Source organism: Pseudoalteromonas sp. HM-SA03, from assembly GCF_002289345.1.
In the GTDB taxonomy this organism is placed as follows: Bacteria; Pseudomonadota; Gammaproteobacteria; order Enterobacterales; family Alteromonadaceae; genus Pseudoalteromonas.
Window position 1 is genome coordinate 1 of the sequence record NZ_NSDG01000118.1, and the last position, 18221, is coordinate 18221.

General features: G+C 44.0%; 15 protein-coding genes. 7 read left to right on the top strand and 8 right to left on the bottom strand.

The features are described 5' to 3' along the window. Positions 1–96 precede the first annotated feature (96 nt). A complete protein-coding gene (locus CKO50_RS22445) occupies positions 97–1437 on the bottom strand; it encodes a peptidoglycan DD-metalloendopeptidase family protein (protein WP_095729979.1) in 1341 nt (446 codons plus the stop codon). Positions 1438–1588: 151 nt separating this feature from the next. On the opposite strand from CKO50_RS22445, the gene tyrS reads away from it, so the two are divergent. Both tyrS and CKO50_RS22455 read left to right on the top strand, forming a co-directional pair. Further along, positions 1589–2788: a tyrosine--tRNA ligase gene (gene tyrS, locus CKO50_RS22450; RefSeq protein WP_017216498.1), complete on the top strand. Its 1200-nt coding sequence runs from the start codon at positions 1589–1591 to the stop codon at positions 2786–2788. 309 nt (positions 2789–3097) lie between these two features. After that, complete coding sequence (locus CKO50_RS22455; RefSeq protein ID WP_095729980.1) at positions 3098–3346, top strand: DUF1289 domain-containing protein; 249 nt, start codon at positions 3098–3100, stop codon at positions 3344–3346. Here CKO50_RS22455 and CKO50_RS22460 read toward each other — a convergent pair. Next, positions 3330–4019, bottom strand: coding sequence for a transporter substrate-binding domain-containing protein (locus tag CKO50_RS22460; protein WP_255231132.1), 690 nt, complete (start codon positions 4017–4019; stop codon positions 3330–3332). The two genes, CKO50_RS22455 and CKO50_RS22460, sit on opposite strands and share 17 nt — an antisense overlap. A gap of 170 nt (positions 4020–4189) precedes the next feature. On the opposite strand from CKO50_RS22460, the gene CKO50_RS22465 reads away from it, so the two are divergent. The 3 genes from CKO50_RS22465 (at position 4190) to CKO50_RS22475 (ending at position 9302) form a co-directional block, all read left to right on the top strand. After that, positions 4190–4393 (top strand): DUF3283 family protein, encoded by a 204-nt coding sequence (locus CKO50_RS22465; RefSeq protein ID WP_010374667.1) that lies wholly within the window; start codon positions 4190–4192, stop codon positions 4391–4393. A 114-nt stretch (positions 4394–4507) separates the two neighbouring features. Further along, positions 4508–4816 carry a GNAT family N-acetyltransferase gene (locus CKO50_RS22470; protein ID WP_255231133.1) on the top strand — a complete coding sequence of 103 codons (309 nt, stop codon included), beginning with the start codon at positions 4508–4510 and terminating at the stop codon, positions 4814–4816. A 19-nt stretch (positions 4817–4835) separates the two neighbouring features. Then, the gene (locus CKO50_RS22475) at positions 4836–9302 is read left to right on the top strand and encodes an EAL domain-containing protein (protein ID WP_255231134.1); all 4467 of its coding nucleotides are present in this window, start codon (positions 4836–4838) and stop codon (positions 9300–9302) included. 9 nt (positions 9303–9311) lie between these two features. Here the strand turns inward: CKO50_RS22475 and CKO50_RS22480 are convergent, their stop codons facing one another. Then, positions 9312–10259, bottom strand: coding sequence for an ion transporter (locus CKO50_RS22480; protein ID WP_095729983.1), 948 nt, complete (start codon positions 10257–10259; stop codon positions 9312–9314). Positions 10260–10292: 33 nt separating this feature from the next. Further along, positions 10293–12962, bottom strand: a complete 2670-nt coding sequence (locus CKO50_RS22485) for a bifunctional acetate--CoA ligase family protein/GNAT family N-acetyltransferase (protein WP_095729984.1) — start codon at positions 12960–12962, stop codon at positions 10293–10295. A 145-nt stretch (positions 12963–13107) separates the two neighbouring features. On the opposite strand from CKO50_RS22485, the gene CKO50_RS22490 reads away from it, so the two are divergent. After that, complete coding sequence (locus CKO50_RS22490) at positions 13108–13818, top strand: SIMPL domain-containing protein (RefSeq protein ID WP_095729985.1); 711 nt, start codon at positions 13108–13110, stop codon at positions 13816–13818. A gap of 84 nt (positions 13819–13902) precedes the next feature. Here the strand turns inward: CKO50_RS22490 and CKO50_RS22495 are convergent, their stop codons facing one another. From CKO50_RS22495 to CKO50_RS22510, 4 genes are all read right to left on the bottom strand, one after another. Continuing rightward, a complete protein-coding gene (locus CKO50_RS22495; RefSeq protein ID WP_095729986.1) occupies positions 13903–14385 on the bottom strand; it encodes an NYN domain-containing protein in 483 nt (160 codons plus the stop codon). A gap of 40 nt (positions 14386–14425) precedes the next feature. Further along, positions 14426–15115 (bottom strand): hypothetical protein, encoded by a 690-nt coding sequence (locus CKO50_RS22500; protein WP_095729987.1) that lies wholly within the window; start codon positions 15113–15115, stop codon positions 14426–14428. A gap of 73 nt (positions 15116–15188) precedes the next feature. Then, a complete protein-coding gene (locus CKO50_RS22505) occupies positions 15189–15701 on the bottom strand; it encodes an NUDIX hydrolase (protein WP_095729988.1) in 513 nt (170 codons plus the stop codon). A gap of 86 nt (positions 15702–15787) precedes the next feature. Then, the gene (locus CKO50_RS22510) at positions 15788–16840 is read right to left on the bottom strand and encodes an aldo/keto reductase (protein WP_095729989.1); all 1053 of its coding nucleotides are present in this window, start codon (positions 16838–16840) and stop codon (positions 15788–15790) included. A gap of 149 nt (positions 16841–16989) precedes the next feature. Between CKO50_RS22510 and dinB the strand changes: the two genes are divergently transcribed. Then, positions 16990–18114, top strand: a complete 1125-nt coding sequence (dinB, locus tag CKO50_RS22515) for a DNA polymerase IV (RefSeq protein WP_095729990.1) — start codon at positions 16990–16992, stop codon at positions 18112–18114. The last annotated feature ends 107 nt before the right edge of the window (positions 18115–18221 follow it).

The window sequence follows — 18221 nt, forward strand, 5'->3', positions numbered from 1 at the left end:
CTCTCTAAACTCACTACGCTTATTAGATCAAAGGGCTAGATCTGTGTCCAGCCCTTTTTCAACAGTCTGAAGGTAGCCTTGGCTACCTTTTAGTTTTTAGTCTTTGTTTGCTGCTGCAAGCATTAACTCTCTATTGCGCTCTAGTTTTACCAGCATCGCATCTGCAATGGGTTTGAACTTAGTGAGCTCAGACTGAGGTAATGGCTCAGACTTTGGCAGTTTTACCGTTTTAGGATTTCGGTGTACGCCGTTCACCAAAAACTCATAGTGAAGGTGAGGGCCTGTCACGCGGCCGGTTGCACCGACAGTACCAATTTTCTGCCCTTGTTTCACTTTTTGACCTGTCTTAACAGTACGTTTATTCAAGTGTAAGTACTTAGTCACATACTTACTGCCGTGCTGAATAAACACATAATTACCATTGAGTTTATTGTAACCAGACTTTAGTACTTTACCGTTACCAGAGGAAACCACCGGCGTGCCTACGCGTGCCGCATAGTCTATACCATTGTGAGACGATACTCGGCCAGTCACTGGGTGAAGGCGACGCGGATTAAAGCTGGAGCTGATATATTTGAAGTTAACCGGTGCTCTTAAGAAAGCCTTTTTCATGCTACGGCCTTCAGGGGTATAGAATTCGTCATCAGTATGACGAACCGCACTGTAGCGCTCGCCCTGATTGATAAATTCGGCAGCAATAATTTTGCCATTGCCGATTTCTTCACCGTCTACATAGTGCTTTTCAAACACTAAAGCGAAAGAGTCGCCCTTACGAATATCGTTTGCAAAGTCGACATCCCAGCCAAAAATGTCGGCGAAGTTCATTATTTGACGTTCGCTAAGGCCAGCTGAAATACCTGCGCTCCAGAAGCTGGAATTAATCTCACCACCTGCTGATTTTTCGCGAGTCTCGATTTCTTTGCTTTCGATTTTAGTTTCGTAGCTACCCTCGTCGTTTAAGGTGACCAATAAGGTGTCCGTTTTTGACAAGATGTATTTTAATTGAGCTAATTCACCACCATCATTGCGAGCAAAGCTAAGTACTTCTCCCGGGTGGATTTTAGTCAGTTTGCGGGTTTCTGCGTTGGTATTGACCAGATTGTGTAACGTTTTGGCAGAATAACCTGCGCGTTTAAAAATCACGGCTAGACTGTCTCCAGACTTCACTTCGTGGTCTTTAAATTCAAATACAGGTTGTTTAGGGGCAGACTCAGGCGTGATGACTGGCGCTGCATCTAATTCAGTAAGTTGCTCTGTTTTTTCTGATATTTTTACTGGCAACTCGTAACGTTTCCCAACTTCTAAAGCTTTTCCGTCATTATCTTTTGAAGCCGTTGCTTTTTCAGAGGGGATCAGGGCAATTCCGACCATCGCAGATAGGAAGCCGATGATGAGCACTTTGTGCTTTTTGGGGAGCTTATGAACCACATGAACCATAATGCGCCTTTTCTGCTGTCAAGAATTATTGTAGATAATATTGCAGGATATACGTAATAAACCCGTAATACCAGCGTTTTGTGCATTTAAACTCGGATAAATATAGGCTAGAATCGAGCGATTACAAGTTATAGCTGTTGGAGTGAGAATAGTGGATTTAGAAACTGCATTTGCAGAGATTAGCCGTGGTGCAGAAGAAATTCTGTTGCAGGATGAATTAAAAGAAAAGCTGAAGTCAGGTAAAAAACTACGTATTAAAGCGGGTTTCGATCCAACAGCGCCTGATTTGCATTTAGGACACACGGTGCTAATCAATAAAATGAAAACCTTTCAAGACTTAGGTCATGAAGTGATTTTCTTGATTGGTGATTTCACCGGTATGATTGGCGACCCAACGGGCAAAAATGTAACTCGTAAGCCACTCACCCGTGAAGATGTACTGGCAAATGCAGAAACATACAAAGAACAGGTTTTCAAAATCCTTGATCCTGCCAAAACCACAGTTGCATTTAACTCTGAGTGGATGGAAAAGCTAGGCACAGCCGGTATGATCAAGCTTGCTGCACGTCAAACTGTGGCACGTATGCTTGAGCGCGACGACTTTAAAAAGCGTTATGCAAATGGCCAAGCAATCGCAATCCACGAATTCTTATATCCACTGGTTCAAGGTTGGGACTCGGTTGCATTAGAGGCGGATGTTGAGCTCGGTGGTACCGATCAGCGCTTTAACCTATTAATGGGTCGTGAGCTACAAAAAGACGAAGGACAAAAGCCGCAAACAGTACTGATGATGCCGCTACTTGAAGGCACCGACGGTGTACAGAAAATGTCTAAGTCACTAGGTAACTACATCGGTATTACTGATGCGCCAAACGACATGTTCGGTAAAGTGATGTCGATTTCTGACGATTTAATGTGGCGTTACTACGAATTGTTAAGCGCAAAAACACTGGATGATATCGCTGCACTTAAAGAAGAAGTTGCGGGCGGCCGTAACCCTCGTGACATTAAGATTGAATTTGCAAAAGAAATGATTGCTCGATTCCACAGTGAAGCTGACGCAGAAGCGGCACACCAAGACTTTATCAAGCGTTTCCAAAAAAATGCCTTACCTGATGAGATCCCAGAAGTCACCGTAACCATTGAGGGTGAAAGCACGTTTATCACCAACTTGCTAAAAGAAGCTGGTTTAGTGGCAAGTACTTCAGAAGCGATGCGCATGATCAAGCAAGGCGCAGTAAAACTTAACGGCGAAGACAAAGTAACGGATACCAAATTAGAAGTTACTAAAGGTTCTTGCGAAATCTACCAAGTAGGTAAGCGTAAGTTTGCGAAAGTAACGGTAAACTAAATTAGTTTACCTACATCTCACTTTAAAGAGGCTAGGTTACCGAGTGACTAGCCTTTTTAATTTGAGATATAAAAAGAGTGGTTATTGCTCTTTTTGAAGACAAGTCAATTTCCGCTTCAATTTTGCCAACCCCCATGTAAACTTTACTCTTAATTAAGCTGCAAAAAAATCGCCTTCAAACGTTGATTGATTTTTATCATGAACATTATTTGATTGCTGTTGAGTGCAAGCAAGCTAATCAGAATTACACCTTGGCAGAGTTTACCCTAGCCAGTATGCTTAGGTTAGGGTTAATGGTGTTGCGTATACATGGAACAAATTGAGATATTTGAGATCCCAAGTCCGTGTAAGGGGATCTGTCAGGTCAATAATCGTGGTTATTGTAAAGGTTGCTATCGCAGTCGCGAGGAGCGTTTTGAGTGGAATAATTTGAATAACGAGCAAAAGCGTAAAGTTATCTCGTTGTGCCAGCAACGTTATAAAAGGTACCTACAACGAAAGTTAAAATCAGAGCGTATGGATGATCAAAGCGGGGAAAACTTCAAATTTGATATTTAGCTTTAAGCATTTTTATTATTCCTTGTCGCTCAAGCTCCTCTAACTTTGCTTTGATAAGTGGAACTAGTTGTTCGTTACGCTTATGTACAAAATGAAAACTTTCAACGACGGCTAAATTTTTTATCTGCAATGTTTCTTCATTTATATTCTTTAGATGTGGCTTTAAGTGAAAGTCGAGTATCAATGCGCCCTCAACCTGTTTCTGCATGACTAAGTTAAGCTGTGCCACCGCGCTTTTAACGCCAATAACATAAGCTGTGGTATGGTGTTCAGCCAAATAAGTAGTTGCTACGGGGTAGCCGCTTCGGACCGTTAAGGATTTGATTTCGTTAAGTTCGCAGTGACCACATAGAGTGAATAACTGTAAATTAAACTGAAATAACGGATAGTCAATACGGCGCAGGTTTGGATACTCATTTTCCACACTGGCAACTCGAGCTAGCTGCCCGTCTAAGTTTCCTGCGTTGGCTGCAATTAAAGAGCCTTTATGATTAAACTCCTCAAGGCGTAACTCTACTCCGAGAGATTGATAAACCATTTCCATCAGCTCTATCACATAGAGCGCTTGCGGAGTTTGTGGTGGTTTATTGAAGCGCATAACTTTTGGCAATTCATTAGCGGCGTGTGCAACAGTTGAAATAATCATTAGTAAACACAGTAATATAGCTTTCAATCCAGCTCCTTCGGTGGGTCACTCAGCGACTTTTATGCATTTAAGTATACATAATTATTTACAATAAAGGGCAGGCTATCGCGCTTTAATCAAAACTAGATTTTGCTGCAATAGACAGACGGCCTTGTGATACAATTGAGCTTTCCTTTGCTTAAAATTGAATGATCGTAATGAGCTATAACCTGTGTTTGCTACCTAGACAAGAAAAATACCAAATTCAACTTGAGTATGAAGCATCGTTTTGGGCTTACCAAATTAAACGAGGCAAAAAAAGTAGAGAAGCGATTTATGACACCATCAATCAAAGGCCGTTGTCTGAACAGGACACGTTAAAGCAAAAGTTTGAGTATTACCTAAGTCTAATGCTTGCTTGATGCTGACAATTGAATTGCTCCCAGCCGTAATGACGCCGCTTGCTAATAAGTTTTATACTGCACACAAGGCACGGGGGCGAGCCGCAAAACACGACAAAGTGTGGGTTGCGAAAAATGGCAGTGAAATTATTGCGGCTTNGTTTGCAACCTGTAGACGGATATTGGTTGCTGGTAGGCGTTTATGTTGCATCACAACATAGAAAACAAGGCATTGCGAAGAAACTCATTGAAACCGTGATTGTACAATTTCGAAGTCAGCAGCCACAGCAGATTATTTATACTTTTGCTTACTGTCATCTCCATGACTTTTACAGTGCTCTTGGGTTTCAAAGTAGTTCACGAGAGCTACCACCCGAACTTGCTTCTCGCTTATCTAGTTATCTTGGACAAAATCGTCAACTCGTGGCAATGTATTACGTCTAGTTAACAACCTCGGCTTTTTATGTTTCGCCTGTGTTTTATATTTTGCATTTGCCTATTTACTGCATCGGTAAATGCTGCACAAATTTCTCGACTTTCACCCGCGGAAGGATTATCACAAAGTTACGTAAATACGTTGCTCATAGATGAGCAGGGCTATTTGTGGCTTTCTACCGAAGGAGGACTTAACCGTTACGACGGTTATCAAGTACTGGACGTGAATGGACCAGATGGTGTGCTTGATAAAGTGCAAGTGAATTATATTTACCAGGACAACCTTGGTGGCATTTGGATCACCACGGGGATCGCGGGATTATTGCGATACGACCCCATGAAAGACGAGTATAGAAAGTACATAGAACCCCCCTCCACAGAGGACGAGTTTTATTCCAATTTGGTTAATATCGTTTTGACCAAAGATGATGATCATATGTGGGTTGTGCGCACCAATGATGTCGCTATCCTCAATATCCATACAGGCAAACTTGAGAGTGAAGTGACTTTACCGCTAGATGAAGAAAGCGGTTTTATACGCGCCGTTTATCAACATCAAGACATTTTGTTTATCGCCACTTCAGAGCGCTTGTTTGCATATCATTTAACAACGAAAAAACTAAGACTCCTTGACCATCTTGCTCCCATTGATCATCCCTACCAAACAAATACTAAATCACTATTTATTTTAGACCAAGATACCTTGCTCGTGGGAGCGGTTCAGGGGATGTACGAGCTAGATATTTCTCAACTCCTAAAAGATTTTGACGCAGAAGTACCGTTTAAAACGCTACTTCCTGAGCTAAACATATGGAAAATGCTCAGACATGATGAACACACCTTGTTACTTGGTACCGATAAAGGTCTTGTTTATTACACGATTGAAGATGGTAATGCGGTTCGTGATAAACGCTTGTCTACAAGCGTATTTTTACCATCAAATACCAGTGTTATCGACATTGTCAAAGACAACTATGGCGGGCTTTGGGTTGCGACCAAAGAAGATGGCGCATTTTACTTACCAGACAGCACGCTGGCGTTTGATAACGTGAGCGATCTTACCGTTGAAGGTGAAGGTTTTTCTCACAGCAATGTCTGGGCAATGCATGAATCTAATCAGTTCTTGTGGCTGGCAACGAATGACGGCCTAACACGATACAATCCAAAAACCAGAGAGACTAAACAGTTTCTAAAGGGTTACTTGGGTGACGAAATTCTCTCAGAGTTTATTATCTGGAAGATTGCGGAGTATAATAATAAGCTTTGGCTCACGACGGTAAAAGGACTGTTTGCCTTTGACCCTATTACTCACGAAGTGACAAGACCCAAGGCTAATAACCCAGAAGATAAAGAGATACTGACATCCTTTGTGAAAGGAGGGGAGTTGTTAGCTGACGGTAAATTTTATTTCGTCAATAGTGACGTGGGGATGTTCGTTTATGATATTAATACAGCAGAGCTGACACATCTGAGGAAGTCATTTGAAAATGTCGATCCGTTTCTTACTTATGGCTTCTACCCACCACTTCCAAACGAACCGCTTAAACCCCTTTACTACTATGCTGGCGTATTGCTGCAATATGATCCGCAGTTGGAAACGCTAACTGAGATCTATAAAGCGCCGAAAGCAAATAAGCATTTAGCGGTCGATATCACTACCTACACCATAGATAAAAATAATATCTTGTGGTTGTCGTTATCATCCTTTGGTTTGATTGGTCTGACGTTAGATGGTTACGAGCCAATTTATAACATCGATTTAAAAGCCCACAAAATAGATACTTTGATGTATGAAATGCGCCAAGACAAGGAAGGTATGATTTGGATGTCATCTCACAAAGGTATTTGGCGTCTAGATCCGGATAATTTGCACTTACAACAATTCACCACCGAGGATGGCATACTTTCTAATGAATTTAACGGTGGCGCGTCGGTGATGTTGGAAGACGGTCGCATTGCGTATGGTATGTTAAAAGGATTTGTGGTGTTTTCTCCCGATGACAATCGGCCTAAAAAACCTTTACTTGATCATGTTAACATCACCAGCGTGGATCTAATTTCTCGCCCAAATCAAAAAGCCGGATTAAAGCAATTTGATCACATCGAGCTTGAGCATGATGACATTGGACTCGAAGTGTCATTCTCTGCAATGGCATTTAGCTATCAGGATCGGATCATTTATGAGTATCAAATATCCGGTGGTCAGAAGATTTTGAGCCGCAATCAAAATCGTGTGGTATTTCCTAAACTTAATCCTGGTGAATATGCGTTAAAAGTGTGGGCCAAAGACCCATTAACGGGAGATTATACACCGCCTGCAAAATTAACCATTAATGTAAACTATCCCGCATGGCGCTCACCTATTGCGATTGCTGGCTATGTGTTTCTTACGCTCTTACTACTGTCTCTTTGGAGCTATCGAAAGTATCGTGTTGAGCAACTTATTCTTGCCGCTCATAAGGAAACACAAGACCGAGAAGCTAGGTTGAAAATGGCGCTAGAGGGAAGTAACTCCGGCGTATGGGAGTGGCATGCGGGTAGTACCTTAATCTATCAGCCGCGATTAGTTACGGAGCTCGATTACGAGCTCGAGAGCGTTGGCTTGGACGATTACCTGCAAAAGATACATCCCTCGGATAGAGGCATGTTCCGCTTGCAGTGGCTTGAGTTCGTCACAACGAATAAAGGCTTTATCGACTGTACTTATCGATTAAAAGACAGCAAAGGTCAGTGGCGTTGGTATAAGGATTTTGGCAAGGTACTTGAGTGGGATGAAGGTAATCCAATACAAGTAGCAGGCACCTATACCAACTTAACGCGTGAGCGTTTATTTGAAGAGCGAGCCGCATTATTTGGGGCGGCGTTTGAGCAGACCCGTGACTGGGTAATGATCTTAGACAAAAGACTACGGATTCAGGCTTGTAATCGGGCGATGCAAAATGCCTTTAATCTTGAGTCTATACCGTCATCAAGCACTGCGGTGAAACTTGGGATGTCGAGACAAAAGCGGATGATGTATTTACGTCAAACATTGGCGTTGGCAGTACATCAGCACTTGAGTTCTGAGGAAGTCGTTAGTCTGCCTAATGGTGACGAAAGAGACGTATTGATTAAGATTAGTGCAGTGGCAAACGGTGATGGTGAACTATACAGTTATGTCGTGGTGCTAACCGATATTAGCCAGCAAAAGCGTACTGAAAAAGAGCTATATCAGCTGGCTAACTACGATTTACAGACGAAGTTGCCGAATAAAGCGTTATTGATGGATAGAGTGCAGCATGCTATCAAGCAGTCGCAGGCTCAAGAGTCACATTTTGCGCTGTTGGTGATCAAGTTCAATCGCCTACAGAATTTATACGATATTTATGGTGCAGACTTTGTGGCCGAGCTGCTTCCACTGCTTGCAACAAAGTTACGCTGTTGTTTTCGTGAACTCGATAGTTTAGCTACGGGGCATGATAAGTCGTTTTATGTGTTGATGGAGCATCTCGATAACCCTGAAAAGGTGCATCAATATGTAGAGTGTTTAATTCACTCATTTAGCACTCCTTTGGAGGCTGCTGGACATACTGTACTGATGCAACCGGCGATAGGAATTGCAATGTACCCCGATGATGCGTCCGACGCTTTTGAGCTTAATCAAGCGGCAAAGGCGGCACTTGAGCATGTCAATGTGCAACAAATTTCTAGTTATCAGTTTTTCCGCGAAGAGATGAATGGCAAGGTCAGGCGTTCGCGAGAAGTCGAACAAGCACTTATGCGAGCGCTAAAAAATGGTGAATTTAGTAATCACTATCAGCCTATTGTCGATGTACAAAGCGATACCTTGCTTGGCTTTGAAGCGTTATTACGTTGGCCTGAAAATAGTGAGTTTTGCGCTCAGGAGTATGCGCTCGCAGCTGAACATGCTGGTGTAGTGACCGAGCTTACCTTACAAACCCTTTCTCGGGCATTAGTTGAATTGAGACACTGGCAAACCATTGAGCGCGATTTATATATATCTATTAATCTATCAGCCATTGATTTTGAATCTACAAGCTTAGTCGATAATATTCGGCAAGCTCTGAGTCGCAGTAAAGTGTCAGGTCACTCAGTGGCTTTTGAGATAACAGAAACCGCTTTGCTATCTAACGTTGATAGCGCGGTGAAAGTGATGCAAGAAATTAAAGCTCTGGGCTGTCGTATCTATATGGATGACTTTGGGACGGGGTACGCCTCTTTGACTTATCTGCAACAATTGCCTATTGATGTCATCAAGATAGATAAAAGCTTTGTGCAACAAATTGCTGAGGATCCTGAAAGCTATTTAATTATCCGCTCATGCGTGAATTTAGCCCATGGATTAGGACTAAAATGTGTCGCAGAAGGGGTGGAAAACGACCTCCAGTATCAGCGTATTAAAGCTGAGCAAGTTGATTATTATCAAGGTTACCGCTTCAGTTTGGCGATTAGTGGTGAGCAGGTAGCGCAATTACTCACTGAAACTTTGCTGTAGCCTCTCTGGCTACAGCTTTTTACCGCAGTGGCGACAGTACATATGATGGACGCGTTGGCTACTCATTAGTTTAATTGCTTGATTTGCTTCCAATTGACTTAAGCCAAGCTCAATACGAAGGGCTTCTAAATGGGCTTGTTCACTTTTGTCGACATCACCATCGACTAACGCATGCAATACCGCCTCATTGAATGCATCTCGACGTTTGCGCATTTGATCCGCAAAGCTTGAGGCCAAGAGGCCGGTGGGGATCGCGACCATGCCCATACTGAGTAAAGTGATAAGGCCACCAAAAAATTGTCCAAGCGGGGTGATAGGCACAACATCGCCATAACCCACGGTGGTTAGAGTAGCCATCGCCCACCACATGGCTTTAGGAATGGAGCCAAATTTATCCGGTTGCACATCGTGTTCAATAAGATAAATTCCGCAAGAGGCCATGATTAGCACCACACTCATGATAAAAAAGGCGGCAAGCAGTGAGCTCGACTCTTCTTTAAATGCTGCGAGCAGCAATTGCATGGCCCGAGAGTAACGTGTTAGCTTAAAGATCCTAAGTAATCGGATAACACGCAAAAAGCGCAGATCAAAAGTGATAAAGGCCATTAATATGGTTGGTAAAATAGCGATGAGATCAATCATCGCCAGCGGTGATATCAGATACTTTAGGCGCTTTTTCCAATTTGGTATATCCAAATGGCGGTAATCAAGCTTATCGACACAGCACCAAAATCTCAGTAAGTATTCAATGGCGAAGATGGTCACACTGACTAACTCTAGGGTGAGAAAGTAGTGATGGTACACACTTGCTAAGTCGCGCTCAGATTCCAACACGATAGCAACGACATTGGTTAAAATCAGGGTGATGAGGAAGATATCGACCGCGTGCCCGAGTCGGCGATATTGCCCTGTAGCTTCGAGCATCGCAGCCGTTTTTTCTCTGATGTGAAGTTGCATCAAGTTGCCAGCATCCCTTATCTTTTTTGTGTTTTAGTTTAAGTGTAACATCATCTGAATGGTGCCTTCCTCAAAATCTCGAGATACGATGAATCCGAGCTTTTTGGCAAGACCAATCATACCGCTGTTTTCTGGCAGGGTGATCCCTTCTATGCTTTGTACGCCTTGTTTACGACAGTGTTTTATTGCGGCTTCCATGAGTATTCGTCCAAGCCCAAGGCCTTGGCAGTCTGAGCGCACAACCACGGCAAATTCAGCCACTTGGTTATCTGGGTCCATCAATACGCGTGATACCCCAAGCGTTTGATAGCTGGACTTGTTTGGGACAGTGACGATAAACGCCATTTCTCGGTCGTAGTCAATTTGCGTCATTTTGGCGAGCTGCTCATGATTAAATTGCGGCAGCTCACCAAAAAAGCGGCGATATCTATCTTCTTTACTTAAAGACTGGTCAAATTCTTGGTGCGCTCTTTCATCCTCTGGGCGAATAGGTCTCAAAGTTGCCGGACGGCCATCCTTTAATGTCACAGTTTTTACCAACTCTCGAGGGTAAGGTCGAATAGCCAAGCGTTTACGGCCAGGGACTGGCTCGTATCGTCTTAGCGTGATACTGGCGTCGAGCACTTGGAACTGACCTGAGCAGGCCAAAATAGGATTGAGCTCCATATCAATGATCTCAGGCTGGTCGACTACCATTTGAGACACTCGAGTGAGTAGGGCGCACAGACGGTATTTATCGACCTTTTCAGGTAGTGCCCGCTCTTTGATAAAGCCTTTGTCATGGGCGGCTGCAATCAGGTACTTTGCAAGGTTCATATTCAGGGGCGGCAAGGCCACTGCAGCTTGCGAGAAATTAAGCCCGGTGCCCGCTTCACCCAGTAAAATAACAGGACCGACACCGGGTTCAGTTTTTACCGCTATCCGTAATTCTTGTCCACCAGCGCGTTTTGCCATGCGTTGCAAAGAGAAGCCTTCTATTTCAGCTTCGGGGGTTGCCTCACGGATCCGTAGTAACATCGAAAATGCGGTTTGCTCTACTTCTTCGGCATCATTGAGGTTGAGCACAACCCCACCCACTTCCGACTTAGAGGGGATGTCATGACTTATCAGCTTAAGTGCAACGGGAAAGCCAAGCTGCTGAGCTTGCTCTTTTGCTTCTGAGGGGGTGAGTGCGATTTGCGTCTCTATACATTCTATATCGTAATTAGCCAGCACTTGAGAAGCTAAATGGGTCGCGAGTTTATTGGCGCCAGAGTTTAAAAAGTCATTGATTAAACGTTTGCTTTGCAGGTGTTGCAGCTGGTCTTCATCACTGTAGGATTCTGGTGTCTGTGTGAGATGTTTTTGGTTTCGGCGGTAGCTCACCAAGTGCATAAAGGCGCCAACGGCACCTTCTGGGGTGCGATAAGTTGGGATCTTAGCGTTTGCGCATACAAGCCTTGCGGCGTAGGCTGCTTCTTCACCCATAAAATTCGTCATCACATAAGGGCGTGCCATTTTTGGAATTTTTGCTAGGGTCTGTGCAATGATCTCGGCATAAGCGGTACTTGGCGCAAGCGCTGAGGGAGTATGAATTATCAATAAATTTTTGACTTCGTCAGCCTTTAATAGAATCTCTAGTGCTTGTTGGTAACGTTTTGGCGAGGAATCACCAAAAATATCTATGGGATTACAAGCATGGTCCGTTTGAGGGATCAAGGCGCTGAGCGCTTGCTTGGTCTGTTCGCTTAGCACCGCCAGTTTGCCTGAGTTCTGCAGTAAGGTATCTACCGCCATAATGCCAGGACCCCCGCCATTGGTTAAAATGGTCAGCTGTTCTACTTGCAGCAATTTGGGGTGTAAAGCAAGGGTTTGAGTGGCAGCAAAGAGTTCCCTAAGATCGTTTACTCTTAGCATACCTGCACGTTGGAACATGGCATCATAAACCGCGTCATCGGAGGTATTGCCGCCGGTGTGATTCAGCGCAGCGATTGCGCCAGCCTTGGTTTTTCCGGTTTTTATGGCAATGACAGGCTTACTAAATGCAGCGGCTCGAGCGGCGGAAATAAAGCGCCTTACATCGTCGATATTATCGATGTAAAGCAAAATAGCTTGGGTTTTTGGATCCCGTCCAAGGAAATCAAGTAGTTCGTCGAAATCGATATCAAGGCAATCCCCAACGGAAACAAAGTAAGAAAAGCCAATTTTTTTATGTTGTGCCCAGTCCAGTATGGTTGAACATACCGCCGCCGATTGTGAAATAAAAGCAAGCTTACCGGGTGCCGCAACGGTATGAGAAAAACTGGCATTAATACCCAAGTGAGGGATAAGTAAACCGAGACAATTAGGGCCAAGTAAAGTGACCTTCGCTATTTTGGCAGCTTCTTTTAATTGTTGTTTGTGCTGATTATCAAGACCTGCTGCGATGATGATTGCATGCTGACAACCAATTTCGCCAAGCTCATTGATGATTTGCACTAAGGTTTGTTTATTGGTACAAATAACGGCGAGATCAGGGACTTTGGGTAACTGTTTGATGGCACTGTAGGCAAGCACCCCATGCACAGCGGTATGTTTTGGGCTGACGGGCATAATGGGCCCTTTAAATCCGCCTTGTAGCAAGTTACGCATTACGATAAAGCCGGCGCGATCAGGATCGTTAGAGGCGCCAATCACCGCGATAGATTGGGGGTTAAAAAATTGGCTAATACGCTTTACGCTCATACTGTTTCCTAGTTCAGCCACAGCTCATACGAAACACTCTACCATTTTGCTCGCAGTTTTCGAGTGCAATTAAGGTAGACTTTGATCTATCCCCATTATAATTGTTTGAAAACCATGACTGAGGCGTAACGTTGAGGACAGAGATATGTCTACTATGAGTAAATATTTGGCTCCTGCAGCTTTGCTATCACTAGCGGTGGTAGTGAGCGGCTGGATGGTAAAGTCGACCATTCTAGAAGTAAAAGGAATGGAGCGAACGGTAAGTGTAAAAGGGTTATCGGAAAAGGAAGTAACGGCAGATACGGTGATTTGGCCCGTATTTTACCGTGATGCAGATAACGATCTGGAAGCGTTGGTAGAGCGCACGGAAAAGAAAAATGCGGCTATTCGAGCGTTTTTGACCTTGCAAGGCTTTGATGCATCAGAGCTTTCGATATCAGCGCCTTCTATTACGGATAAATACGCCCAAGAGTACGGTCAAAACAATCAAGGATTTCGCTATGTGGCGAAAGCCGGTGTGACTGTGTACTCCAATAATCCAGATAAAGTATCGCAAGCACTTGGGCAGTTAAGTGAACTAGCCAAACAAGGTATTGCCATCACGAAAGATGATTATCAAAATCGAGTTGAATATTTGTTTACTGGTCTTAATGATATTAAGCCTGAAATGGTGCAAGAAGCCACACAAAAAGCGCGAGAAGTGGCGGTAAAATTTGCTAAAGATTCTGACTCTGTGCTTGGCAAAATAAAATCGGCAAGGCAAGGACAATTTAGTATTCGCGACAGAGACAGTAATACGCCACAGATAAAAATCGTGCGTGTTGTGACGAGCGTAGAATATTACTTATCGGATTAAAACGCGTGTATTGCGCGACCAAGCAATCGAAAGTGACGAATTCGTCAAAAAGCAAAGCCGTTTTTATCAAGGAGCTTTGCTTTTTTATTTCTTGCCAATCAACAATTCGTTTTCGATTGGTATAAACTCACTGGCTGCACGGATCAAAGAAGCAGCGGTAAGCTGCGGCACGCCGTAAACTTCGACTCGGGTATGGTATTTATCTCTGAGCTTATTCGCGAGTAAATCAAAATCACCATCGCCAGTAACTAGAATTATCACATCGGATCCTGACGTGCATTCCATGGCATCAATGGTAATGCCAACATCCCAATCACATTTCGCGGAGCCATCGGCACGTTGAATATAAGGCTTTAACTTCACCTCAAAGCCAATTGCCCGCAGGATATTTTGGAACTGTCTTTGTTTGTCGTCACCCCGTTCGCTGGAATAGGCAATGGCTTGATATACCTCGCGATTAGCCGTTGCTTTGCGCCAAAACGCGTTGTAGTCAAAGCCTGTTTGGTAGACTTGCTTGGTGGTGTAATAAACATTCTGGGCGTCAACTAAAATGGTGACTTTTTCCATAATGGACTCTTAGCAATAGATTTGCTTTATGATAGCAAGATTAGCGTTTGTTTAGCCATTGACTCATCGCGGCATCATAGGCTTTTTTAATGGCTCCGCCATCGCAAGGGCGAGGTGGTGTACGCCAGTTATTACTTAATCCCTCTGGTGTAGGAATGCTCGGATCGGGCCTAACCTCAGCGTAACACAGGCCATTTTCACGGTAGACTGTGTATTGAGACGTAGACTCGAGTTGCTCTCTTTGCATGCTCGCAGCGGTGGTTTGATGTGTTTTAGGCACGGTGAACCGTTGCGGCTTTTCTTGGCTTTGGCCGAGTACAGCGTCACTCGGAGCGCGCTCTAAAAGTTGCTGACGAAATTGAGAGATTGCTTTTCGATGGTCTAATTTTTTAGGTTGCGTGACGACCGCTGCTTTGGTTATGTGCTTTGTTGTACTTTCAACCGCAGGCTTTTTTGGTTCCGTTTGCGCAGTTTTTAGTACTTCAACCGTATCGTCCGGCAGCGTCGGTTTTAACTCCTCTACTGGCTTATCTTCAGTTATCTTCGGTGTCTCAATACGCTCAATCTTGGGCTTGGCAGGCTCAATAACCAAGTAGGTTTTCATTGCCTTAATTTCTAAAGGCTTTGAGGGGATATAAATACTTTGCTGCAGATACCAGCCGAGCAGTAGATGCAGCACAATAGAGGCGATAATGGTGAAACTAATCAGGTTGTGTTGGAGCAGCCGCATTATTCTTATTAAATCCTTGAGTCATGCGGAGTTAGAGCTTAATAAAGACTTAATTGTTCCCTCAATAGGCAAATTAATCTGTGACTAATTGTGCGGAAATATGTTTTAGCAAAGTGAGTTCACGTAATACGGACATCCCTTTGTTATTCGCATCATTGAGTTTTGCTTCGTTATGCGCGATGGCTTGGTTTATGTTGATCCATACCGGCTTCATACCATTGGCGTGTTCATAATCCTCCATAGCTGGCGCATCAAATTCGCCACAAATCTCACAAACGTAGCAATAAGAAATAATATGCACATTGTCATGATTGGGTTTATACCAAGGGCGGTACTCTTCATAGCAGCCAAACGGCGTCAACCCTGTGATGGATACTGCACCCGTTTCTTCTTTTAGCTCGCGCTCCAATGCTGCCTCTAAGCTTTCACCCTCGTCGACGCCCCCACCTGGCAAGGTGTAATCGTCATAACGTTTGGTGTAAAGCATAAGGATGTCGTTGCCTCTAAGGACAATGGCGCGAGTGGTCTTTCTGGTAAAGCAGCTGCCTTGAAGCGGAATGACTGGGGTGTTGTTTAAGCTTTGCATGGGGGTTTTAACTTCAATTTAGGTAACAAGAATGGGTTTACAAGGTGATACGCCTGCGTAAAAGCGGCGTATCGCGAATGAAGATATTAAAACGGAGCAGGGTACGCTTTAAATACAGTATCAATCTCGGCTAAAGACTCTGCACATAGCGGTTGTTCAAACGCTTGAATATTTTCTTTAAGCTGTGCCATGGTTGTCGAGCCGATAATGGTTGAAGTCACGCCATCGACTTGATCGCACCAAGCTAGCGCCAGCTGCGCCGCAGTCATATTAAATTCTTTGGCTATTTCTAGATATTTTGCAACGGCTTCTTGTGCTAGTTGCGTATCTCTAAATAAGCCTTGTCGTTGTACCAAAGTCCAACGGCTGCCTTCAGGTCTTGCACCCCCTAAATATTTACCACTTAGCATCCCGCCAGCCAGCGGCGACCAAGGTAAATAGGCGATATCTTCGTTTACACAACTCTCAATTAAATAAGGCCAATCTTTGGCATGTAGCAAGCTAAACTCATTTTGAATTGAAACCGGCTTAGGTAGGTCGTGCTGCGTCGCCAAATTAAGGTAAGTGTGAATGCCCCAAGGCGTGTCATCAGAAAGACCCCAATGACGAATTTTACCTGCTTGAATACAGCTCGCTAAGCCCTCTAAAATATCTAGCATGCCAGCGCGTTCTTCATCGCGGTCAAGCGCACTCAAAGGCACCATGCCAGGCCATTGTTTACCAAAGTGCGGTGAAGTACGGTTTGGCCAATGTAGTTGGTAGAGGTCGATATAGTCGGTATTCAGGCGCGCTAAAGAATCGTCCACCGCTTGGATCACTGATTGTCCCGTAATAGCGCCGCCTTCACGGATCCAAGGTAATCCGCTGCCTGCAATCTTTGTGGCAAGCACGAGCTTTTCGCGCTTTTCTTGGTGCCGCTTTAGCCAATTGCCAATGATGGCTTCGGTTTTACCATAGGTTTCAGGTGAGGGAGGTACGGCATACATTTCAGCGGTATCAATGAAGTTAATACCACGGCTTAGTGCATAATTGATTTGCTCGTCGGCATCATGCTGGTTGTTTTGTACGCCCCAAGTCATGCTTCCTAAACAAATGCGCGAAACTTCTAATGGGCTACTACCAAGTCGTGAGTACTTCATGCAGGCTCCTGATTGAAAACTAATGAATTAAGAGTAAAGCAAAGTAGTTAAGCTCTTTGAATTACTTTGATATTTTTGCCATTATCTCTGTTTTGCAGTGCAACTTGCAACAGACATCCACACAAGTATAGCTCAGAACACTAAGGCCTATGTTCAAGATTGCAACAGTTGGAAAATTAGCACATAATAAACACTGTTTATTTAGACAGTATTTTAACGTGCGTAAATTTATTCATATTGATATGGACGCGTTCTATGCATCGGTAGAAATGCGCGACAATCCCGAGCTTGCAACAGTGCCGATGGCGATTGGTGGTCGTAGCCATCGTGGGGTGCTATCCACGGCTAACTATATTGCTCGGCAATATGGCGTGCGATCGGCCATGTCGAATTATCAAGCGAAAAAACTCTGCCCTCAGCTGGTGATTGTACCGGGGAGAATGGAGGTCTATAAGGCAATATCGCAACAAATTCGCGCTATTTTTGCCCGCTATACTGAGCTAATTGAGCCATTGTCTTTGGATGAAGCCTATCTAGACGTCACTGAGTGCCAGCAATGTAATGGCAGTGCAACGCTTATCGCCGAGCAGATCCGAGCGGATATAGTTGCAGAAACGGGCCTTACGGCTTCAGCGGGAATTGCGCCAATCAAGTTTTTAGCCAAAATTGCCAGCGATGAAAACAAGCCTAATGGTCAGTGTGTGATCCCGCCTCATCAAGTGAGTGCTTTTATTGATGCGTTACCCCTTAAAAAAATTCCAGGTGTAGGTAAAGTGACTCAACAGCGTTTGCTAGCCATGGGACTTGAGTATGGCCGAGATATTAAGGCACTATCTGAAACTCAGTTACGCCAGTCATTTGGCAAGTTTGGCGCTGTATTATGGCGGCGTTGTCAGGGTATTGATGAGCGCCGAGTTGAGACCGATAGAGTGCGCAAATCGATAGGCGTTGAAACCACATTTGCAGAAGACACGCTCGACCTTGATACCTTAAAACAAGTCATAAAAGAAAAACTGTTACCTGAATTGACTCGCCGAGCACAGCCTTATTTGCAACGTGGCTTTAATAAGCTTGGCGTTAAAGTGAAGTTTTACGATTTCACCCAAACCACCAAAGAATGCCAATACCAGCATATTGATTTGCCCGTTTTCGAAGAGCTATTGATTGAAGCAATGTCACGACAAAAGTTTAAACCTGTGCGCCTCGTGGGTTTGCACTTAGGGCTAAATGAAAAGTCTAACACACAAGCTCAACTGGGACTTTTTGATGGCTAATTCTGACCTACCTAGACTAAAAGATAACTGCAATTAGTTTATTTTGTGCTAGCTTCGAAGTTGTCGTGCAACAAACTAATCACGCGAACTGCGTGTAATTAAAACAA